Origin of the sequence: Pontibacter aquaedesilientis (assembly GCF_014773225.1) — a bacterium.
Taxonomy (GTDB): Bacteria; Bacteroidota; Bacteroidia; order Cytophagales; family Hymenobacteraceae; genus Pontibacter; species Pontibacter aquaedesilientis.
In genome coordinates, this window is the sequence record NZ_JACXAJ010000011.1 from 101,596 (window position 1) to 119,089 (window position 17,494).

A 17,494-nucleotide genomic window follows, 5' to 3' on the forward strand; every position below is an offset into this window, starting at 1 on the left:
AGACAGCTATTCGTCGGTATAAGGTATGTTGCTGCGGCATATGCCTCCTTTGGTTAGGTATAGATGTATGGGTGAGCCCGTTGCCCCTACATACTGTATTCGAAGGCTTACTGTTGTATACAGAACCCCAGGCACCCATCTGAGTAGATTATAGGTTCCAATGGAAGGTATAGACTAGCTGTGCAGCAGTAATATTTTAAAAACCGATTACTTGAATTTAAGCCGAATAAGGCTTACTTTCGTGCGTCCATTAAAACTGAAAGCATGAACATACACGAATATCAGGCTAAAGAGATTCTGAAAAGTTACGGCGTTCGCATACAGGAAGGCATCGTGGCGGAAACGCCAGACCAGGCTGTAAAAGCGGCTATGAAACTGACCGAGGAAACCGGTACAGGCTGGCATGTAATCAAAGCACAGATTCATGCGGGTGGCCGTGGTAAAGGCGGTGGCGTGAAACTGGCGAAGAACCTGGATCAGGTGAAGCAAATCGCCAACGACATCCTGGGCATGACACTGGTAACGCATCAAACAGGTCCTGAGGGCAAACTGGTACAGAAAGTACTGGTAGCGCAGGACGTATATTACCCTGGCGAATCTGATCCGAAGGAGTACTACCTGAGTATCCTGCTGGACCGCGCAAAAGGCCGCAACGTGATCATGGCATCTACTGAAGGTGGTATGGATATCGAGGAAGTGGCTGAGAAAACTCCTGAGAAGATCATCAAAGAGTGGATCGACCCGGCTGTAGGCCTGCAAGGTTTCCAGGCACGCAAAATCGCATTTGCGTTCGGTCTGGAAGGCGAGGCTTTCAAAGAAATGGTAAAGTTTGTGGCTAACCTGTATAAGGCATTCATCGAGACAGACTCTTCCATGTTCGAGATCAACCCTGTTCTCAAAACATCTGACAACAAAATACTGGCCGTTGACGCTAAGGTAGACCTGGACGACAACGCCCTGTTCCGTCACAAGAACCTGGCTGCCCTGCGCGACCTTTCAGAAGAAGATCCGTTGGAGGTTGAAGCCAGCCAGTCTAACCTGAACTATGTGAAGCTGGACGGTAACGTTGGCTGTATGGTAAACGGTGCCGGCCTTGCCATGGCGACCATGGATATCATCAAGCTTTCTGGTGGTGAGCCCGCTAACTTCCTGGACGTAGGGGGTGGGGCAAACGCACAGACAGTTGAGGCTGGTTTCCGCATCATCCTGAAGGATCCGAACGTGAAGGCTATCCTGATCAACATATTTGGCGGTATCGTTCGTTGCGACCGTGTTGCCAATGGTGTGGTGGAGGCCTACAAGAACATCGGTGACATCCGCGTTCCGATCATCGTTCGTCTGCAGGGAACAAACGCCGAGGAAGGCGCCCGCATCATCGACGAGTCTGGCCTGAAGGTATACTCTGCTGTAGCGCTGAAAGAAGCTGCTGATAAGGTAAAGCAGGTGCTTGCCGAAGTAGGAGCTTAATTCCAGCAATATAAAACAGAAAGGGCTGCCAGTGATGGCAGCCCTTTCTGTTTTTATGGGCATTGGGGAGTTTAAGAGTGATGAGATATACCGCCTTAACTCCCAAACTCTTTAACTCCTAAACTTGTCAAACCACTTCCAGCTCCACGTTGATATTGCCACGCGTACCGATGGAGTATGGACATACTTCGTGCGCCTCGTTCACAAGCTCATCCGCTTTTTCTTTGTCCAGTCCCTGCAGGTGCACTTCCAATTTCACGCCCAAGGCGTATTTGCCATCTTCTGATTTAAGCAAATCCACGTGGGCTTTTACCGTAGACTCAGGGTTTAACCGGATATGCTGCCTTCCGGCCACCAACAACAAAGCACTTTGAAAGCAGGCTGCATAGCCCGCCGCAAATAGCTGCTCCGGGTTGGACTTTCCCTTCTCTCCTCCCAGCCCTTCTGGCAAAGAGAGCGGCATATCAATTACCCCATCCGATGACATAACATGACCCCGACGGCCTCCAGTAGCAGTTACCTCTGCTGTATACACTTTTTCCATAGTTTTCAGAAAATCAAATGAGTGTTTCAAAATATTATTTATAAACTCATAATAACTTCCTATTGTTTTAGGTATAAGCCAATTACCCGAAATTCTGCGTATAATACACAGGTATAGCAGTTTCGATATTTATAAATTTTGCTTCTAAAATTTCCTTTTAAGCGCATTGTTTCTATTTTTGCACCACCTACCTGCACCCGTAGTTCAATTGGATAGAATATCGGATTTCGGCTCCGAGGGTTAGGGGTTCGAATCCTCTCGGGTGCACATTACAATATCAGGCGCCAGCTGCTGTAGAAGTGGCTGGCGCTTTTTTGTTTCACCAGACTTAACTGCATCATACAGAATTGAGCCGAGATTGATGGAATCAGAAGCTCGTTTATTTAGTCTGATCAAATATTATCCTATCCAATTAAGTCTAAATCGATTGAATCTGCTCACTAAACATGATCTGCAGTCATAAATCTGTTAAGATTATACCTCTAATTACTGTATAACACTTACTTTATGTTTTAACATATAGATGGTTAAAGCAACAGGCTATTCTGTTTTATATTATTTTAGCAGTTGCTTAAATGATATACTAAAAAATGGAAATAAACTGCATAAGGGACAAAGCGGACGAAAGTCAAATCAGAAGGTGCAGAGAGCGGTTGAAGGAGCTTAACGATTCATTCTTCGAGCTATCCCAAGGGTTGGAATTGGCTAGCAATAACGTGCGTTTAAAGATTCTGTTCCTGTTGTATGAGGAGAGCAGGCTTTGCGTATGCGACCTGAGCGACGTTCTTGGCATGAACATTTCTGCTGTGTCACAACACCTACGCAAGCTCAAAGACCGAGACCTGATTATCCTCTCCAAAGCCGGCAAGATCATCTTTTATTCGCTCACACCCAAGTATGAGCAGATGCTTAAACCATTCTTTAAATTACTGGAAGAAAACAAAATATTTAACCTGGTATGAAGACAGACCATAAGTTGATTGGATTAGGCATCTTTGGCGCAGTTGCAGCATCCACATGCTGCATCGTACCATTAATGGCTCTACTCGCAGGCACAAGCGGCCTTATCTCTTCATTTTCTTTCTTAGAGCCCTACCGCTATATTTTCATGAGCGTAACTGTGCTTGTTCTCGGGTTGGCCTGGTATCAGCAACTTAGCCCCGTAATACAAACGGATTGCGATTGCGAAACGGAAAAGCCGCGCTTTTACCAAGGAAAAACGTTCTTATTTATGGTGACACTATTTGCAGCGGTCATGCTTTCCTTCCCATCCTTCTCATATGTTTTCTATCGAACCCCTCAACACGCGACGCAAAATCAAGTCTCTGATTTAAACACAGCTAAAACAGTGGAATTCAGCATCAGCGGTATGACCTGTAGTGGATGCGAAGCACATGTTGAACAGGAAGTATTTGCACTTGATGGAATTCTAAAGGCGAAGGCTTCTTATGACGACAGCAATACCGTGGTAGAGTATGACAGCACAAAGGCCACTGTATTCTCTATCAAAAGAGCTATTCTGAAAACAGGTTATGAAGTAACAGAATTCAAAGAAAGATAACATGCAACAGCCATTCGACTTGATCATAATTGGCGGTGGTTCTGCAGCTTTTGCAGCGGCTATCAGAGCAAATGACCTCCAGCTCCATACGCTGATGGTGAACGGGGGGCTGCCACTAGGCGGAACGTGCGTGAATGTAGGCTGCGTTCCTTCCAAGTTTCTAATCAGGGCTGCAGAAAGCGTGCGGCATACCATGCACTCCTCTTTTGAAGGGGTACAGGCCAAAGGCGCGGAAGTTGACTTTAAGCAGATCATTCAGCAGAAGAAGGCCTTGGTAGCTGATATGCAAGGGCGCAAGTATCTGGATCTGCTAGCTGATTTGCAATATGTAACTGTGCTGGAAGGAAATGCAGCGTTTGTGGACAAAGATACCATTTCAGTGAACGGCGAAACTTACAAAGCATTAAAAATAGCCATCGCAACAGGTGCAACTACGGCGATCCCACCCATCAAAGGGCTATCGGATATACCTTATTTGACCAACGACACGCTCTTTAACCTTGAAAAACACCCTGATGCACTCCTCATTGTGGGAGGTGGTTACATTGGCTTGGAGATCGCTCAGCTCTATAACCGTTTAGGCACAAAAATAACCGTAATTGAGGCGATGGATTGTGTGTTGCCAAGCGAAAGCAGAGATGTAACAGATGAATTGACTAAGCACCTAATAGCCGAAGGTGTGGAAATTAGAACGGCAACTACCTTAAGCAGAGTGTGGCAGGAAGGCAGAGCAATTAAAGCAGAACTGGCTTCAAATGGACAAAGACTAACCATTCAGGTAACTCATGTAGTGATAGCCACTGGAAGAAAAGCCAATACAGAGCGCTTGAATTTGGAGCAAGTAGGCGTAAAGACTGGAAGAGGTGGGCATGTATTAGTAAATGAATACCTTGAAACGAATGTGCCTAGCATTTATGCTATTGGTGATGTGAATAATCTTCCGCAGTTTGTCTACACTGCTGCCTATGAAGGAACAACTGCCGTGAGCAACGCTTTTCAAGGTATAAACCATAAAGTTGATTATAACGTCTTGCCTTGGGTTATTTTTACCGACCCGCAGGTAGCTGGTGTGGGCTTAGACGAACATCAGGCACAAGAAAAGGGTATTCCGCATGAAGCAACCACTTTGCCCCTGACAGAAGTACCGTACAGTATTGCCGCGCTGGATACACGCGGTTTCATCAAACTGATCCGCAACCCAGAAACAGACCATTTACTGGGGGCAAGAATAGTTGCTCCTGGGGGAAGCGAACTAACGATGGAATTGAGTCTAGCGATCAAATATGGCATCAAAGTCAAAGAGCTCGCTTCTACGCTTCACCCCTACCTGACGTTGGCAGAAGGTGTGAAACTGGCAGCAATGTCCTTTACCAAAGACATAAAAAAAATGAGTTGCTGCGCTGGTTGATAACAATAAAATTAGCGACGAGTCTTATGCTGAATAGATTTTGTAAAATAATTAATAGTGCCATTGTTGAATAGCTTGCAGCAGACCGATACAGCGCTTTAGTCGTAGCTTCAAATGTGGAATCGCTCCGTAAATGATTTAGAAACTTCTGACTGTAGCAGTTAAAGGATGGATGTGCCACCAATCAGGTTCATCTGAAGTTATATTACAATAAAGTGTTAAAAAAGGGAGGCCACACTTTGCAGCGCGGCCTCCCTTTTTTAACACTTTTTATTACTCTACTGCATCAGGTATAGCTCGGTCTTCCGGTGGGCCTTTCCTTTTTCGGGCAGTACCTCACTCTCGATCTCTACTTTGAACCCTTTGTCCGAAAAGTAGCGTCCGATGTAATGCTTCACGCTATGGGCACGCTGCTCGCTCACCCGGCTTTTGGCATCCGGTTCCCCGTATCCGTCAGAGTAGCCTTTTACCACTAGGGTTGTACCAGCGGGCTGCTTCTGCAAGAATCTTGACAGGCCGGCCAATTCCTCCAGGCTCAGGTGCACCCTGTTGAAGCCGTTGTAAAGCACCAAGGAAGGGGACGCAGCTCTTACTGGCTTGGTTTCAGCTACTGCCTCAGGGGCACTTACTGCAATCTGATCTTGTGTTTCAGGAGCCGCCTCGGGTTCCGGCGCATTTCCCAACAAGTAAGCTGTGTAGGTCGGCTGTTCGTCCGAACTGGCTGACACCCAGATCGTCTGCCCTTCTGTTTTCCTGAAATAAGCATTGTAGCTTTCCATGGAGTTTGTAACAGAGGCAAGCCGCACAGCCGCTTCATTCTGTCCACCGTTCAGGGGTGCAGTATAGATATAAGCCGACATGCCTTCCTTACGGGCGAAAAACAAAGAGTCACCGGCTACAAAGGGGGCAAACTCAGCATCTCTGGAGTTTACATTTTTCCCAAGGCTTCGGGGCTTGGACCAAGCCTTGCCATCCCACTCGCTCAGGTACAGGTCGTCATAGCCTTGCGTGCTCCCGAGCTCTGCCGAAATGTATAGCTTGCTCAAATCCTCTGTCAGATACATACCCATGTTTTGGGAATGGTTGCGCATGCGCGGTACCGGGCGCTCTCCCGTCTTTTGGAAGACGCCCTCCTGCAACGTATATACCCCAATGCTTTCGGTACGACGTCCTGTTTTGTGGTAGACGTATACCTCGTTGTTAGCCGGGTTGTCCCCTATCAAGGCATTTACCTGGCCTAAGTTTAAAACCAACGGTTTCTGTGCCGCTGTTGCGCTGCCCTGTTGTGTGGTGTACAGAAACTGGCCATCCTTCTCCTTCTTGGTAAACACGACCAATTCCTTCCCTACCAGTGTCACCTCGGCGATCTCCTCATTAGAGGTAAGCAGCACGGTTTGAGCATTGCTCAGGCTGGCCGTACCAAGCAGCATTCCGATTGTGTATAAAATTCTCTTCATGATTTTTCGTTTACCAAATGGTTACTTGCTTTCCGTACTTAGGGTATTTGACCGGGATCAGGTTATAGGTCAACGAGATTTCGTTGGTGCCCCTGCTGATATACTTGGCATCGGCCGTCGGCATCTCGTAAGCATACCCAATTCGGAACTGCTCAAACCGTATACCCGCTGTCGCGTTGTAGGCCAGGTCTTTGCGGTAGCCACCACCCAACCAGAACATGTTTTGGTAGACAGCCTTGAGCTGTACCTCCGCCCCTTCTTTCAGCTGGTCATCGTACTGCAGCATGGCATTGGCCACTATACCTATTTGGTCAGACACGGCTGTGCGGTAACCCGCCTGCACGAAATGCTTGCGAGTATACAGGTCTTGCAGAAACTCGTCCCCGCTGGCCACTATACCTGTTTTGGTAATATCCTGCATGGCATAGCCCAGGTAAAAGTTCTCCTCTGTCAGCATCCACCCAAGGTTCAGGTCCAGTTTTCCCTGGCGCACACGCTGTCCCATCACGTCCTGGTACTCCGGGTCGTTCTCGTTGTCGATCGTCAGCTTGTTGCCATCGAGGCGCTGCGCACTGTAAGTGGCCGCCCCGCCCCAGCGCAGGCTCAAACGCTCAGACAGCCTGATTCTGGAGGCGTAGCTCAAATGCACCTGACTCTCCGAGAAAGGGCCGAACTGATCCTGCAATACAGCCAGACCAAAGGCATGCTTGGCACCGGCTTGGCGGTCATAGAAGTCATGTCGCTTTGTCTTGGACAGGTCGCTGCGCTTCCAGGCCGAAAGGTCTGCCAGATCCAGCTCGGCAGAGGCGAAGAAGGTCTTGGGCGCGCCTTCGAAACCCGACCACTGGTTGCGGTGGAAGGTCTTGAGCATGGTGCCCTCGTAGCCGGTCAGGGCTGGGTTGTAGTACTGTTGGAACAGCGAAAAGTTGGCGATGTGTTTTCTGTTCTGGGCATTTGCGCCCAGAACAGAACCAACCAATAATATGGATAGAATTAATTTTTTCATTTCGATTACTTCTTAAGGATTGTCACCACGCCTCTCTTCACCCAATTGATATCCTTCACCTCCACAATGTAGAGGAAGGCACCGTTCAGTATCTGACCGTTTGGTCCACGTCCGTCCCAGCCCGTTTCAGGGTTGCTGGTTTCAAACACACGCACGCCTGAGCGATCAAACACCTGAATGTTCACCTGATTGTAGAATCTCAGTTCAGGAATGGTCCAGTTATCATTTATACCGTCTCCATTCGGAGAGAAAGCATTCACGATTTTCAGCTGATCCTCCGTTTTGGCATAAGCCTCTTTGGTCAGGGTGAAAGAACGTTCAATGGTGTTATTGTAAGGATCGGTGCTTCGCACACGGATAGAGAAGGAAGTCATACCAGATAGCCCTTTGTTGCTCTTCAGGTATACCTTGTCGCCTCTGATCTCGAACAGGCTGTTTTGGGAATCACCTGCACCAGAAACCAGCGTGTAAACAAACTCCGTGTCATCCGGGTCCGTGGTGGTCAGCGTGCCAATCACCTCGTTGGCCTGAGCATCAGGCTTGAAGGTGGTGGCGCTGAAAGCAAGAGCGGTTGGCACCTTGTTTGGCTCCACTACTACCGTGATCGAAGCCGTTCGGTTATCCACGTTGGTAGTGCCTGATGGCAGTACTAATTGGCCTGTCAGGATGTAAGTACCAGCAACCATACCATTGTAGTTGCCCTGTGCCCAGTTCACACTGATCGATTCAGAGTTACCGTCTGAATAGGTTACCGTTACCTTAGCCGGAAGGGCAAGAGAAGCGTAGCTAGTTCTGATCGGCACTGTAAGCCCAGTTGGTGTTGCAACGGAAGTGATGTTGCGAAGCACTGTCACTGTCTGAGTAGCCGTAGCCTTATTGCCTGAGGCATCAATCACGGTCCAAGTAACTGTCGTCACACCGGTCGGATAAACCGCTGGGGCGTCGTTCGTGGCTTTGGCTCCAGAGCAGTTGTCTGCTATTGTCGGGTTGCCCAGGTTCACGTTAGAAGCCGTGTTCTTACCCGGATCCACATTCACTGTCACCGCAGCCGGCGCCGTGATTGTTGGCGCAGTCTTGTCTTCTACTGTTACAATGGCAGTCGCCGTTGAGCTGTTGCCGCTCTCGTCCGTCACCGTCAGGGTTACCGTGTTCTCCTTGTCCACGTTCGAGCAGTCGAACGAGGTCTTGTCAAGGTTTAGTGAAGCGATTGCGCAGTTGTCTGTTGAGCCATTGTTGATCTGGTCAGCTGTGATGGTAGCCGTGCCGTTGGCACCTAGCTTAACGGTGATGTTCTGGGCTTTAGCGATTGGTGCGGTCTTGTCCTCCACTGTTACAACAGCTGTCGCGGTAGACACGTTGTTGTTCACATCCGTTACCGTCAGGGTTACCGTGTTCGGTCCTACATTCGAGCAGTCGAACGAAGTCTTGTCCAAGGTCAGTGACTTGATGCCGCAGGCATCTGTTGAGCCGTTGTCGATCTGGTCGGCCGTGATGGTAGCCGTGCCGTTGGCGTCCAGCTGAACTGTGATGTTCTGGGCTTTAGCGATTGGCGCAGTGTTGTCAACTATCGTCACCGTCGCCGTTGCGGTAGATACGTTATCGTTTGCATCCGTCACCGTTAAGATGACAGTGTTAGCACCGATATGAGAACAGTCAAAGCTAGTCTTGTCTAAGCTCAGAGACTTGATGCCACAAGCATCGTTGCTTCCGTTGTTTATATCAGAAGCTGCAATAGTGGCAGTACCGTTTGCCTCTAAAATCACCCTGATATCTTTTGCGACAGCAATCGGGGCAGTGTTGTCAACAATTGTAACCACTGCTGTTGCAGTTGACACATTATTCCCTTTATCAGTTACTGTTAAGGTTACTGTATTCTCGCCCACATTGCTGCAATCGAAAGTAGCTTTGGATAGGGCCAGCGTTACATCACCACAAATATCAGACGAACCATCGTTTATCATTTCTGGCGTAATCGTACCCTTGCCCGAAGCGTCCAGCTGCGCCGTAATGTTCTTAGTGCGGGCGATTGGAGCAATCTTGTCTTCTACGGTAACTTTGATAGTTGCTGTAGAGGTATTGCCGCTCATGTCAGTTACCGTCAAGGTGACATCGTTGGCGCCAAGGTTAGAGCAGTCAAAAGAAGTCTTGTCAAGAGCAAGCCTCTCTATGGCGCAATTGTCCAAAGAACCATCGTTCACTTGGTCAGCCGTGATGGTGGCTTTGCCAGTTGCGTCCAGCTGAACTGTGATGCTCTTGGCTTTGGTAACCGGAGCCGTCATGTCCTCCACTGCTACCACTGCCGTTGCCGTTGAGCTGTTGCCGCTCTCGTCCGTCACTGTCAGGGTCACCGTGTTCTCCTTGCCCACGTTCGAGCAGTCGAACGAGGTCTTGTCAAGGCTTAGTGACTTGATCGCGCAGTTGTCAGAAGAACCGTTGTCGATCTGGTCGGCCGTGATGGTGGCCTTGCCTGTTGCGTCCAGCTGAACTGTGATGTTCTTAGCTTTGGCAATCGGTACGATTTTGTCCTCTACTGTTACAACAGCTGTAGCCGTTGAGCTATTGCCGTTCGCATCCGTTACGGTCAGGGTCACATTGTTATTACCCACATTCGAGCAGTCAAACGAAGTCTTATCAAGGCTTAGTGAAGCGATCGTGCAGTTGTCTGTTGAACTATTGTTGATTTGCTCAGTTGTGATTGTTGCTTTACCAGCAGCATCCAGCTGAACAGTCAGGTTCTTGGTTTTGGCAACCGGAGCCGTCTTGTCCTCTATGGTTACATCGAAGCTGATGGTAGAAGTATTTCCTTCGGAATCTTTTGCTTCAAATGTGTTTTTGGTAACACCTATCGGGAATAAAGATCCTGAGGGAAGACCAGCTATTTGTGTAACAGCTATATTATCACTGTTGCTGTATTTAACTGCATTCAAATACAGTTTCTGGACATTTTCATCAGATAAGATTGGAAAACTACTGTAGTTACCGGCATGCTGGAATCCTATAGCTTTACCACCATTCGAAAACTCCCTTACAGCTACCGCAGCGCCTTGTGCTGAAGTCATCAATACAAGTGGTTGATTGGAGCTGTATACTCTAGCATCTCCTCCATTGCCTCCGCCTCTAGGTAAAGTAAATGATGCAGTTATACCTGACATCAAAGGATGACCAGACTGCTCTGCAACCATGGTATAAGTCGAAATATCAGTAAATCCACCCGTCCTATTAAGAACAACGATGTCATTCATCGCTGTCATGGACTGGCTAGCATCAACTTCATAAGCAGACCATTCGTTTGTGATATAGGTCTTACCCTTATTGATAACAAAATCAACCAATGCATTTTGACCTGCTATTGGCATAGCTATGCTGTATGTTTCTCCATTTAAATGGATAACAGCGTCAAACTCAGTCAATGATGGGTTAGTGCCGTCATATTCCGACTCCTTTGTGGTACTTAATGTCACTTCCATACCTGCAGCTGTCAATGCATTTTTAAGGCTTGTAGTATGGGTATTTATTACATCCCATATCAATAACACCTTTCTGCCTGCTGTCGTCGAACAATTATCAGTCGCTACCGGAGTAGAATAAGTAATGGTAGCGCCACACTTGTCAAAGTCACTATTTTTTGAAATTGAAGTAACTGCTGCAAAAACAGGTGCTGTCACATCTTTTACTTCAACGTCCTGTGTTTGAGAGGTTATGTTCCCCTGCCCGTCATTGTAAGTCCAGGTGATCGTATAAGTTCCCTGTTGTCTGTACTCAAGTGGCGCGGAAGTTGTGCCAGTGATAGTTCCTGCTGTGTTATCAGTGGCCGTTGGAGCCGTTAAAGTAACTACACACTCGCCTGTTGCTTTTGGCAGATTTGCCACATTTGGTACAGGTGCCTCTGTATCTTTCACAGTCACCAATTGTGTGGCTGTGGTTTTGTTACCAGAGCCATCGGTCACTGTCCAAGTCACGGTGGTGCTACCAAACGGGAAAGTTGCAGGAGCATTATTGGTTACACTAGCAACAGAACAATTGTCTGATGTAGTAGGTGTGCCCAAGGTCACATTTGAAGCGAAGCTTTTGCCGGCATCCGTACTCACGCTAACTGCTGAGGGAGCTGTAATGCTTGGCGCTGTTTTTTCTTCAACTGTCACCACCGCTGTCGCGGTAGACACATTGCCGTTCGCATCTGTTACTGTCAAGGTCACGGTGTTCTCTATACCCACGTTAGAGCAGTCAAAAGAAGTCTTGTCAAGAGCAAGCCTCTCTATGGCGCAGTTGTCCGAGGAGCCATCGTTCACTTGGTCAGCTGTGATGGTAGCAGTATTGCTAGCACTCAGCTGAACGGTGATGTTCTTGGCTTTGGCGATTGGAGCCGTCTGGTCCTTGGCCGTCACCGTGAAATTCTGGGTTACTTTGTTGCCAGAAGCATCTTCAGCCGTCAGTGTCACTGTCGTGGCCACGTCTTTTGCAAGCGCGGTGCCAACTGCCGGAGACTGCGTGATCGTTACAGAACCGGAATTATCGGTAGCCGTAGCAAGCGCTGCATAATCCGTTAAAGTAGCCTGGCAGTTATCGCCAAGGGCAACAGTCGCATTTTCCTGGGTAGAGGTAAACACCGGCGCTGTGTTGTCCACCACCGTTACCTTCACCGTACAAGTGCTGCTGTTTCCTGCGGCGTCGCTAATGGTTAGTACGACACTCTTCACTCCTAAGTCTTCACCCGTGAAAACAGACTGGCTCAGGGTTCTGCTGGCAATGCCGCAGTTGTCCTCGTAGCCGCCGTCCACATCTGCTGCGCTTAGCGTGGCTTTGCCCGCGTTGTCCAACACCAATGTAACATCTTTGCAAGAGGGAGCATCAGTTTTGAACACAACCTCTGTAGCACCTGGGGCTGTGTAGGAAAGTTGCGCTAGAGCTCCTCCCCCATTTTCGAAATACTCCATCACCACCGGAACAGTTTGGCCGGCAGACAATTCAATTGTGCCTACAAGGCTTGTTGGAGACATTTCAATCCACTGGCTTATCACCTGCGTATTGTTTACCCATAATCTTACCCCATCATCTGTAAGGGTCCTGAAAGTGTAAGTGCCTGTAACAGGCGCCCTAAACTGCGCCGTGTAGCGAATGGAGAAATAGTCATTGCCCAGCACAGAGGCATTCGGGGAACCTACGCCCCAGTCTTTGTTGATTTCTGAAACAACCTCAGAGTATTTGAATGTATTGAAATTAGTGCCTGAATAATAGTCAGCCTTAATCTCCCCTACTACTCCAGAAAGGTATGGTGCCGTTTCATCCTCCACTGTAATAGTAGTAGCTACAGAGCTGCTGGCTCCTTGACAGTCGGTTACGGTAAAGGTAACATTGGTTACGCCACTCGCATAAGGGCCTACTGGAGAAACGCTGAAAGTAAGTGCATCGCCATCAGCATCGCTTGAACCATTGTCGAAAGCCTGTGCTATAGCTGTGCCCTGGCAACTGCCGTCAGCTGTAACAACTAAAGCTTTTGCTACAGCTACAGGTGCATTGTTGTCACCAGAAACAGCGCCGCATTGTGTTGTTCGCTCATAAGAGAATCCTCCACCTTGGTTGTTTTCTGTCCATGATAAAAACTTAATTCCTATATAAATATTTTCTGCAATCAGGTGCAAAACTGCTTCCCGGCCGACCATATTTGGAGGAGTACCACCGTGCCAATTAACCCAGGATTTATAGTTTAGGTTAGCATATTCGTCTAAAGTTCCATAGGCCCATTCTGTATTCTTTGGACTTGAATAAGTACCCCAACCGTCACTTTCAAATTCTGAGAAAGCATTGTAAATGCCTTTGCTATTTTGTCGCGTTATCCAGGTAGTTGGAGTTATTCTATCCTGATTTGCCTCCTGCGTAAAGTCTGCAAAATTAGCCTTCGTAAAAACAATTCTCGGCCCATTCCAAACGGTAGGTACTTTGGTAGTATAATTAACAAAAGGTAAATCGTTAGAGTAACCTATATTAGACTTGTCTCCAAATTTAAAGTAGTACTTACCTTCTACCGCAGCTGCTGTAGGTTTAATAACCCACTCAAATTCCCTGTTACTATCCTCATTAGTAAATGAAAATGTACCACTTGGAGTTGAGCTATCGACTATCTGTCCTGCTTTATAAACACCATTACTATTTATATTTAGTTGTTTTGTGGTAGGTGTTCCGCTTAGTACACTGTTGCTGGAAGCCATTACAAAATGTTCACCATTCGTATTTGAAGTTGAAACATATGTAAATGGTCCGTTAACACTTGTCGAATAGCTAATGCGATTATCTACATCAGCCGTTTCAGACCAACCACTACTATGTGAATTAATTTGGATCCGTAGTCTAATCGTTTCATCTATAGAGTTGATTGTAATGCCTTGATTTTCGTTACCCTTCCAGGTAGCTGAAGTCTCAGAACCATTGTCATTTCTCCATCGCCAACTACCATGACTAAAGGTAGGCCCGGCTGCTGCTTCGAGAAACAGACAACTAAAGAAAAAAAATAGTAATAGTTTTTTCATATTAAATTGGCTGTAAAAGTTAAAAAGTTAATCAATAGACTATTATGTTAAATGTTAGTTAAAAGCTTTAGATGTGCCTTCCTTCATGGTGATTTGAAACAACTCTACTTGGTAGAATTGTGTAAATTTTAAGGATAAGTAGTGCCACAGTCACTGAAAGAACTGCATAAATAAAATAGTGATAGCTAAGAGCAGCAATTTGGTTAGGGTAGATTTTCACATGCTGCACACTACTTAGATCAGACTGGTATTGAGCTCCAACTTCTCCGTTCGCACGTATTACCCCAGATATACCCCTATTACTATTAATAACAAGATCTTTTCTCGATTCTATAGCTCTTAATCTACTATTGTAGAAGTGTTGCTTTGTTATAAAGAAGTCTGAAAACCAACCATCATTACCTAGATTAATAAGAAAAGAAACCTGATTGGAAACATACCTGCTTGTAATAGCAGGCACTGTGGACTCGTTGCACAACAACACACCAGCCTTACCCCAAGGTGTTTGGATAGCTTGTTGTCTTATACCTCTTTGAACGATCAGTCCACTTCCAGCTAAAAATGGGAGAATTATACTGCTGTTTTCCTCAAATAATGGCCTTTCAATTAATGAAAGTAATTCACCTTTATCATAGCGGTCTAAGACACTTCCTGTTGGGTTAAAAAAATAAGCCGAATTATATACAGCATCACTGTTATGGTCAACAGCAGTACTCATACCTAATAAGAAATGTGTCTTTTTAACAGATGTGGCTTTAGCTATTTCCTTAAGAAAATCATCATCGACATCATATGTCCACGGAATAACAGTTTCTGACCACAAAATTAGATCTGTATTGCTTTCTGCGGCCTCACTGTTTAAAGAAATCAAATTTTTAACCAAAGCATTACCATTATTTGCATCCCAAACAGTTTCTGGATCTAAAGAGGCCAGTACTAGGGCCGCTTTTAGCTCCTTATTGTTTGTGTCACCTATTTGATTTGAGATGTTATTATAAAGAAATGTTCCGATCAGGAAGTGAATGATGAGTATGAATGCGGGTGCCAGCATCCACTTCCACGCTTCTTTATTAATTGAAAGGCTAAGGGTATAGTTAATTAATACCAACAGAAACGATAAGATAAAAACGCCACCTACTGCAGCAGGCTGTGATAGTATTAAATTACTGGCCTGAGAGATCCCTATACTATAGCTCATCCAGGGCATGCCAGCAAAGATGCTCGCACGAATCCATTCAAATAAAACCCAAACAGATGCCATTAACAGTGCATTCCCAAATAATGCGGAAAAAGCAGTACCAGTGAACCTGGTTTTAATAAAAACTAAAAATTGAATTGCATAAATACATCCGATCACTAAAGAACAGAGCAACAAACAAAAAACAGCCAATATTATACTACTCTGTGCATACTGCATAATAGCAGGAATCATCCAATAGTTTAGAATCCCTGCTGACACACCACCAAAAACAAAACCTAAGTATAAAGCCTGTCTTATATTGGATACATTAAAAAGCGCAATAAACAAAAAGCATAACGCAAACCATGCAATAAAATAATTTACAAAAATTAAAGAGGCACTTGTAAGGATTGCGGACAGAATAACAGATACATAAGTATGAGCTGTAAAAAAGTCCTTTAGTTTTTTTAGCATCCTGATCTATACACTAGTTTTTTATAGGATTTAGCCCAAGTAATGGGTTAAATAGACATGATACTCACTCCTGTTGAAAGAGCAAAGACATGTTTCATAAAGAAGGGTGTAAAGGTTTGGCTATAGATTGAAAATTAGGTACAAGAATAATATATAATATAAAGTGATGACCATTAAATGAATGAGGATTATGCCTCTAGTGAATGCTGGCGGAATCTTTTGCAGCTAATTTTAAGCCTGTAAAGCATTGTTTTCGGTGGGGGAGGTAAAGGGGCTGTAGCAATATGGTAGATCTTTGGAATAATTAGTTTAAATCAAATTTGCTTATTTACAATGCTTTAAATTTTTACAAAAAAAAGATTAATATAGCTACACTCCTATGTAAAATTGCATCAATTTGTCCTGTATTTAAAACGGAGACAAATACGTACTTAGCGTCACGGTTTGAAATACTTCACAGTGCCAAGCAAAAGTATGTGCTATGTTATTTAATGTCGTGATCCTATTCGCAGCAAAAACCATTTAAACTGCTCGCTTATTGCTTGCCAGCTTTTCCTGCCAGGTATACCCTGGGACTTACCCCCTCTGCCTTGCTAAAAGCTTTGTAAAAACCGCTTCTGGAAGCAAACCCAGCTTGCAGGGCCAAAGCCTCCATGGTGAAGCTCTGCAGGTTTTCTACTTTTTCTAACTGTGCTTTGAGGTAGCTAATGCGGTAATGGTTGATGAAGTCCTTGAAATTTTTCCTGACGTGTGAGTTCAAGACGTGCGATAGCTTATACCCTGGAACATCTAGCTTCATGGCAAGGTCTTGCACCTTCAGGTTCTTCTCTTTAAAGCACTCAGTTCGATGGATGTAGTCCTTCATTTTTGCTAGCAGGCGCTCCGCTTCCAGATCGTCCTGAGGCTTAATGTAATCCTGTTTTTTGATGCGGGCAAGGGTTTCCGGTTTCATATCCAGGAAGGAGGCAACACATTCCAGGGGAAGCCGGTCCACATACCCGGGCTTGGATTTCACAAAGTATGCGTATCGCTCTTTGGCATTACCGACCCTTACGATATGGGAACGCTCTTGCGCATCCCGATAATAATTCTCGTATACCTTGCGAATGATGAAGTTCAAGTCGAAGAACCGCTGATACCAGTTTTGCAGAATGTCTGTGTGCACGCCCAAAACCAGGGTTGGCTCAATGGCTACAATCGCCTCCCGCGATGGTTTCTCGCCATAAAGACCGGACAGGGAGCTAACAAACTCGTTCTCAACTGAGATGTAGGTTGTTATTTTTTTCTGTTTGTGCAACGAATAAGCCATCAAGGCCCCTTCCCGAATAAAATACATGTAGTGGCACAGATGCCCTTGATGAAGCAGGTGTTGTTCTTCCGCTAACTGTATCGCAATGGCGTGTTGGTGGAATTCATCCTGCAGTTCTTTGCAAATTGGATGCTGGGTGGCAAGCAGGTTGATAATGTACGCTATATCAGCCGGTTTTACCTGTGTAAACGGTAAAGGTTCTTCAAACATTAATTGACTCTGCTCTTCAGTTTTTATACCCCCTCGAAGGGAGAAATCGCAGTATAGAATAGCGACATTCTGTAAATATATAGCTTTTCATGTATTAGCTCCAAATGCCAGACTACTGACGCAACCATCCACATACACTTGATGTTACACCTTCGAATTACCTAGCGGTTCCATTCAGGGGGCTGGCTCTACTTAAAGGGGACTTAGCAGAATCTAATCCTATGGTAAATATTTTGGTTGTGGTCTACAATGTATGATGGTTTCTATAATAGAAAATTAGCTTCATGGCGCTGTAATGGTTCTGCTCTTTTTTGGAGAAGCAGGCCGTTTTTCTCACGATTCTTCGGTTTCTGG

The 17,494-nt window shown here is 45.9% G+C and carries 10 protein-coding genes, 1 tRNA gene and 1 pseudogene; 5 read left to right on the plus strand and 7 right to left on the minus strand.

Going from position 1 to position 17,494, the window contains the following annotated elements; translation table 11 throughout:
* The first annotated feature begins 264 nt into the window (after window positions 1-264).
* Complete coding sequence (sucC, locus tag H9Q13_RS16915) at window positions 265-1,467, plus strand: ADP-forming succinate--CoA ligase subunit beta (protein ID WP_191184997.1); 1,203 nt, start codon at window positions 265-267, stop codon at window positions 1,465-1,467.
* A 127-nt stretch (window positions 1,468-1,594) separates the two neighbouring features.
* On the opposite strand, the gene H9Q13_RS16920 is transcribed toward sucC, so the two are convergent.
* The gene (locus H9Q13_RS16920) at window positions 1,595-2,011 is read right to left on the minus strand and encodes an organic hydroperoxide resistance protein (protein ID WP_191184998.1); all 417 of its coding nucleotides are present in this window, start codon (window positions 2,009-2,011) and stop codon (window positions 1,595-1,597) included.
* Window positions 2,012-2,204: 193 nt separating this feature from the next.
* Between H9Q13_RS16920 and H9Q13_RS16925 the strand changes: the two genes are divergently transcribed.
* The 4 genes from H9Q13_RS16925 (at window position 2,205) to merA (ending at window position 4,980) form a co-directional block, all read left to right on the plus strand.
* A tRNA-Arg gene (locus H9Q13_RS16925) sits at window positions 2,205-2,278 on the plus strand.
* Between the two features lie 323 nt (window positions 2,279-2,601).
* The gene (locus H9Q13_RS16930; protein ID WP_191184999.1) at window positions 2,602-2,973 is read left to right on the plus strand and encodes an ArsR/SmtB family transcription factor; all 372 of its coding nucleotides are present in this window, start codon (window positions 2,602-2,604) and stop codon (window positions 2,971-2,973) included.
* Window positions 2,970-3,572, plus strand: a complete 603-nt coding sequence (gene merTP, locus H9Q13_RS18090) for a mercuric transport protein MerTP (RefSeq protein ID WP_224744361.1) — start codon at window positions 2,970-2,972, stop codon at window positions 3,570-3,572. Before H9Q13_RS16930 ends, merTP begins: the two co-directional genes overlap by 4 nt.
* A 1-nt stretch (window position 3,573) precedes the next feature.
* Window positions 3,574-4,980, plus strand: a complete 1,407-nt coding sequence (merA, locus tag H9Q13_RS16935) for a mercury(II) reductase (protein ID WP_224744362.1) — start codon at window positions 3,574-3,576, stop codon at window positions 4,978-4,980.
* A gap of 278 nt (window positions 4,981-5,258) precedes the next feature.
* Here merA and H9Q13_RS16940 read toward each other — a convergent pair whose 3' ends face one another.
* From H9Q13_RS16940 to H9Q13_RS18315, 6 genes and pseudogenes are all read right to left on the minus strand, one after another.
* Window positions 5,259-6,437, minus strand: coding sequence for an OmpA family protein (locus tag H9Q13_RS16940; RefSeq protein ID WP_191185000.1), 1,179 nt, complete (start codon window positions 6,435-6,437; stop codon window positions 5,259-5,261).
* A gap of 10 nt (window positions 6,438-6,447) precedes the next feature.
* Window positions 6,448-7,443 (minus strand): PorP/SprF family type IX secretion system membrane protein, encoded by a 996-nt coding sequence (locus H9Q13_RS16945; RefSeq protein WP_191185001.1) that lies wholly within the window; start codon window positions 7,441-7,443, stop codon window positions 6,448-6,450.
* Between the two features lie 5 nt (window positions 7,444-7,448).
* Window positions 7,449-13,082, minus strand: a complete 5,634-nt coding sequence (locus H9Q13_RS16950; protein WP_191185002.1) for an HYR domain-containing protein — start codon at window positions 13,080-13,082, stop codon at window positions 7,449-7,451.
* Between the two features lie 952 nt (window positions 13,083-14,034).
* Window positions 14,035-15,621, minus strand: coding sequence for an apolipoprotein N-acyltransferase (gene lnt / locus H9Q13_RS16955; RefSeq protein ID WP_191185003.1), 1,587 nt, complete (start codon window positions 15,619-15,621; stop codon window positions 14,035-14,037).
* A gap of 535 nt (window positions 15,622-16,156) precedes the next feature.
* Window positions 16,157-17,140 carry a helix-turn-helix domain-containing protein gene (locus tag H9Q13_RS16960; RefSeq protein WP_191185004.1) on the minus strand — a complete coding sequence of 328 codons (984 nt, stop codon included), beginning with the start codon at window positions 17,138-17,140 and terminating at the stop codon, window positions 16,157-16,159.
* Between the two features lie 244 nt (window positions 17,141-17,384).
* Window positions 17,385-17,494: pseudogene (locus H9Q13_RS18315) on the minus strand (IS1 family transposase); the annotation flags it as partial.

What these genes read in the sequence shown, in the direction of transcription:
- H9Q13_RS16960 (WP_191185004.1), bottom strand. Translation starts at nt 17,140, where the DNA reads ATGTTTGAAGAACCTTTACCGTTTACACAGGTAAAACCGGCTGATATA.
- H9Q13_RS16920 (WP_191184998.1), bottom strand. Translation starts at nt 2,011, where the DNA reads ATGGAAAAAGTGTATACAGCAGAGGTAACTGCTACTGGAGGCCGTCGG.
- merA (WP_224744362.1), top strand. Translation starts at nt 3,574, where the DNA reads ATGCAACAGCCATTCGACTTGATCATAATTGGCGGTGGTTCTGCAGCT.
- sucC (WP_191184997.1), top strand. Translation starts at nt 265, where the DNA reads ATGAACATACACGAATATCAGGCTAAAGAGATTCTGAAAAGTTACGGC.
- H9Q13_RS16945 (WP_191185001.1), bottom strand. Translation starts at nt 7,443, where the DNA reads ATGAAAAAATTAATTCTATCCATATTATTGGTTGGTTCTGTTCTGGGC.
- H9Q13_RS16940 (WP_191185000.1), bottom strand. Translation starts at nt 6,437, where the DNA reads ATGAAGAGAATTTTATACACAATCGGAATGCTGCTTGGTACGGCCAGC.
- lnt (WP_191185003.1), bottom strand. Translation starts at nt 15,621, where the DNA reads ATGCTAAAAAAACTAAAGGACTTTTTTACAGCTCATACTTATGTATCT.
- merTP (WP_224744361.1), top strand. Translation starts at nt 2,970, where the DNA reads ATGAAGACAGACCATAAGTTGATTGGATTAGGCATCTTTGGCGCAGTT.
- H9Q13_RS16930 (WP_191184999.1), top strand. Translation starts at nt 2,602, where the DNA reads ATGGAAATAAACTGCATAAGGGACAAAGCGGACGAAAGTCAAATCAGA.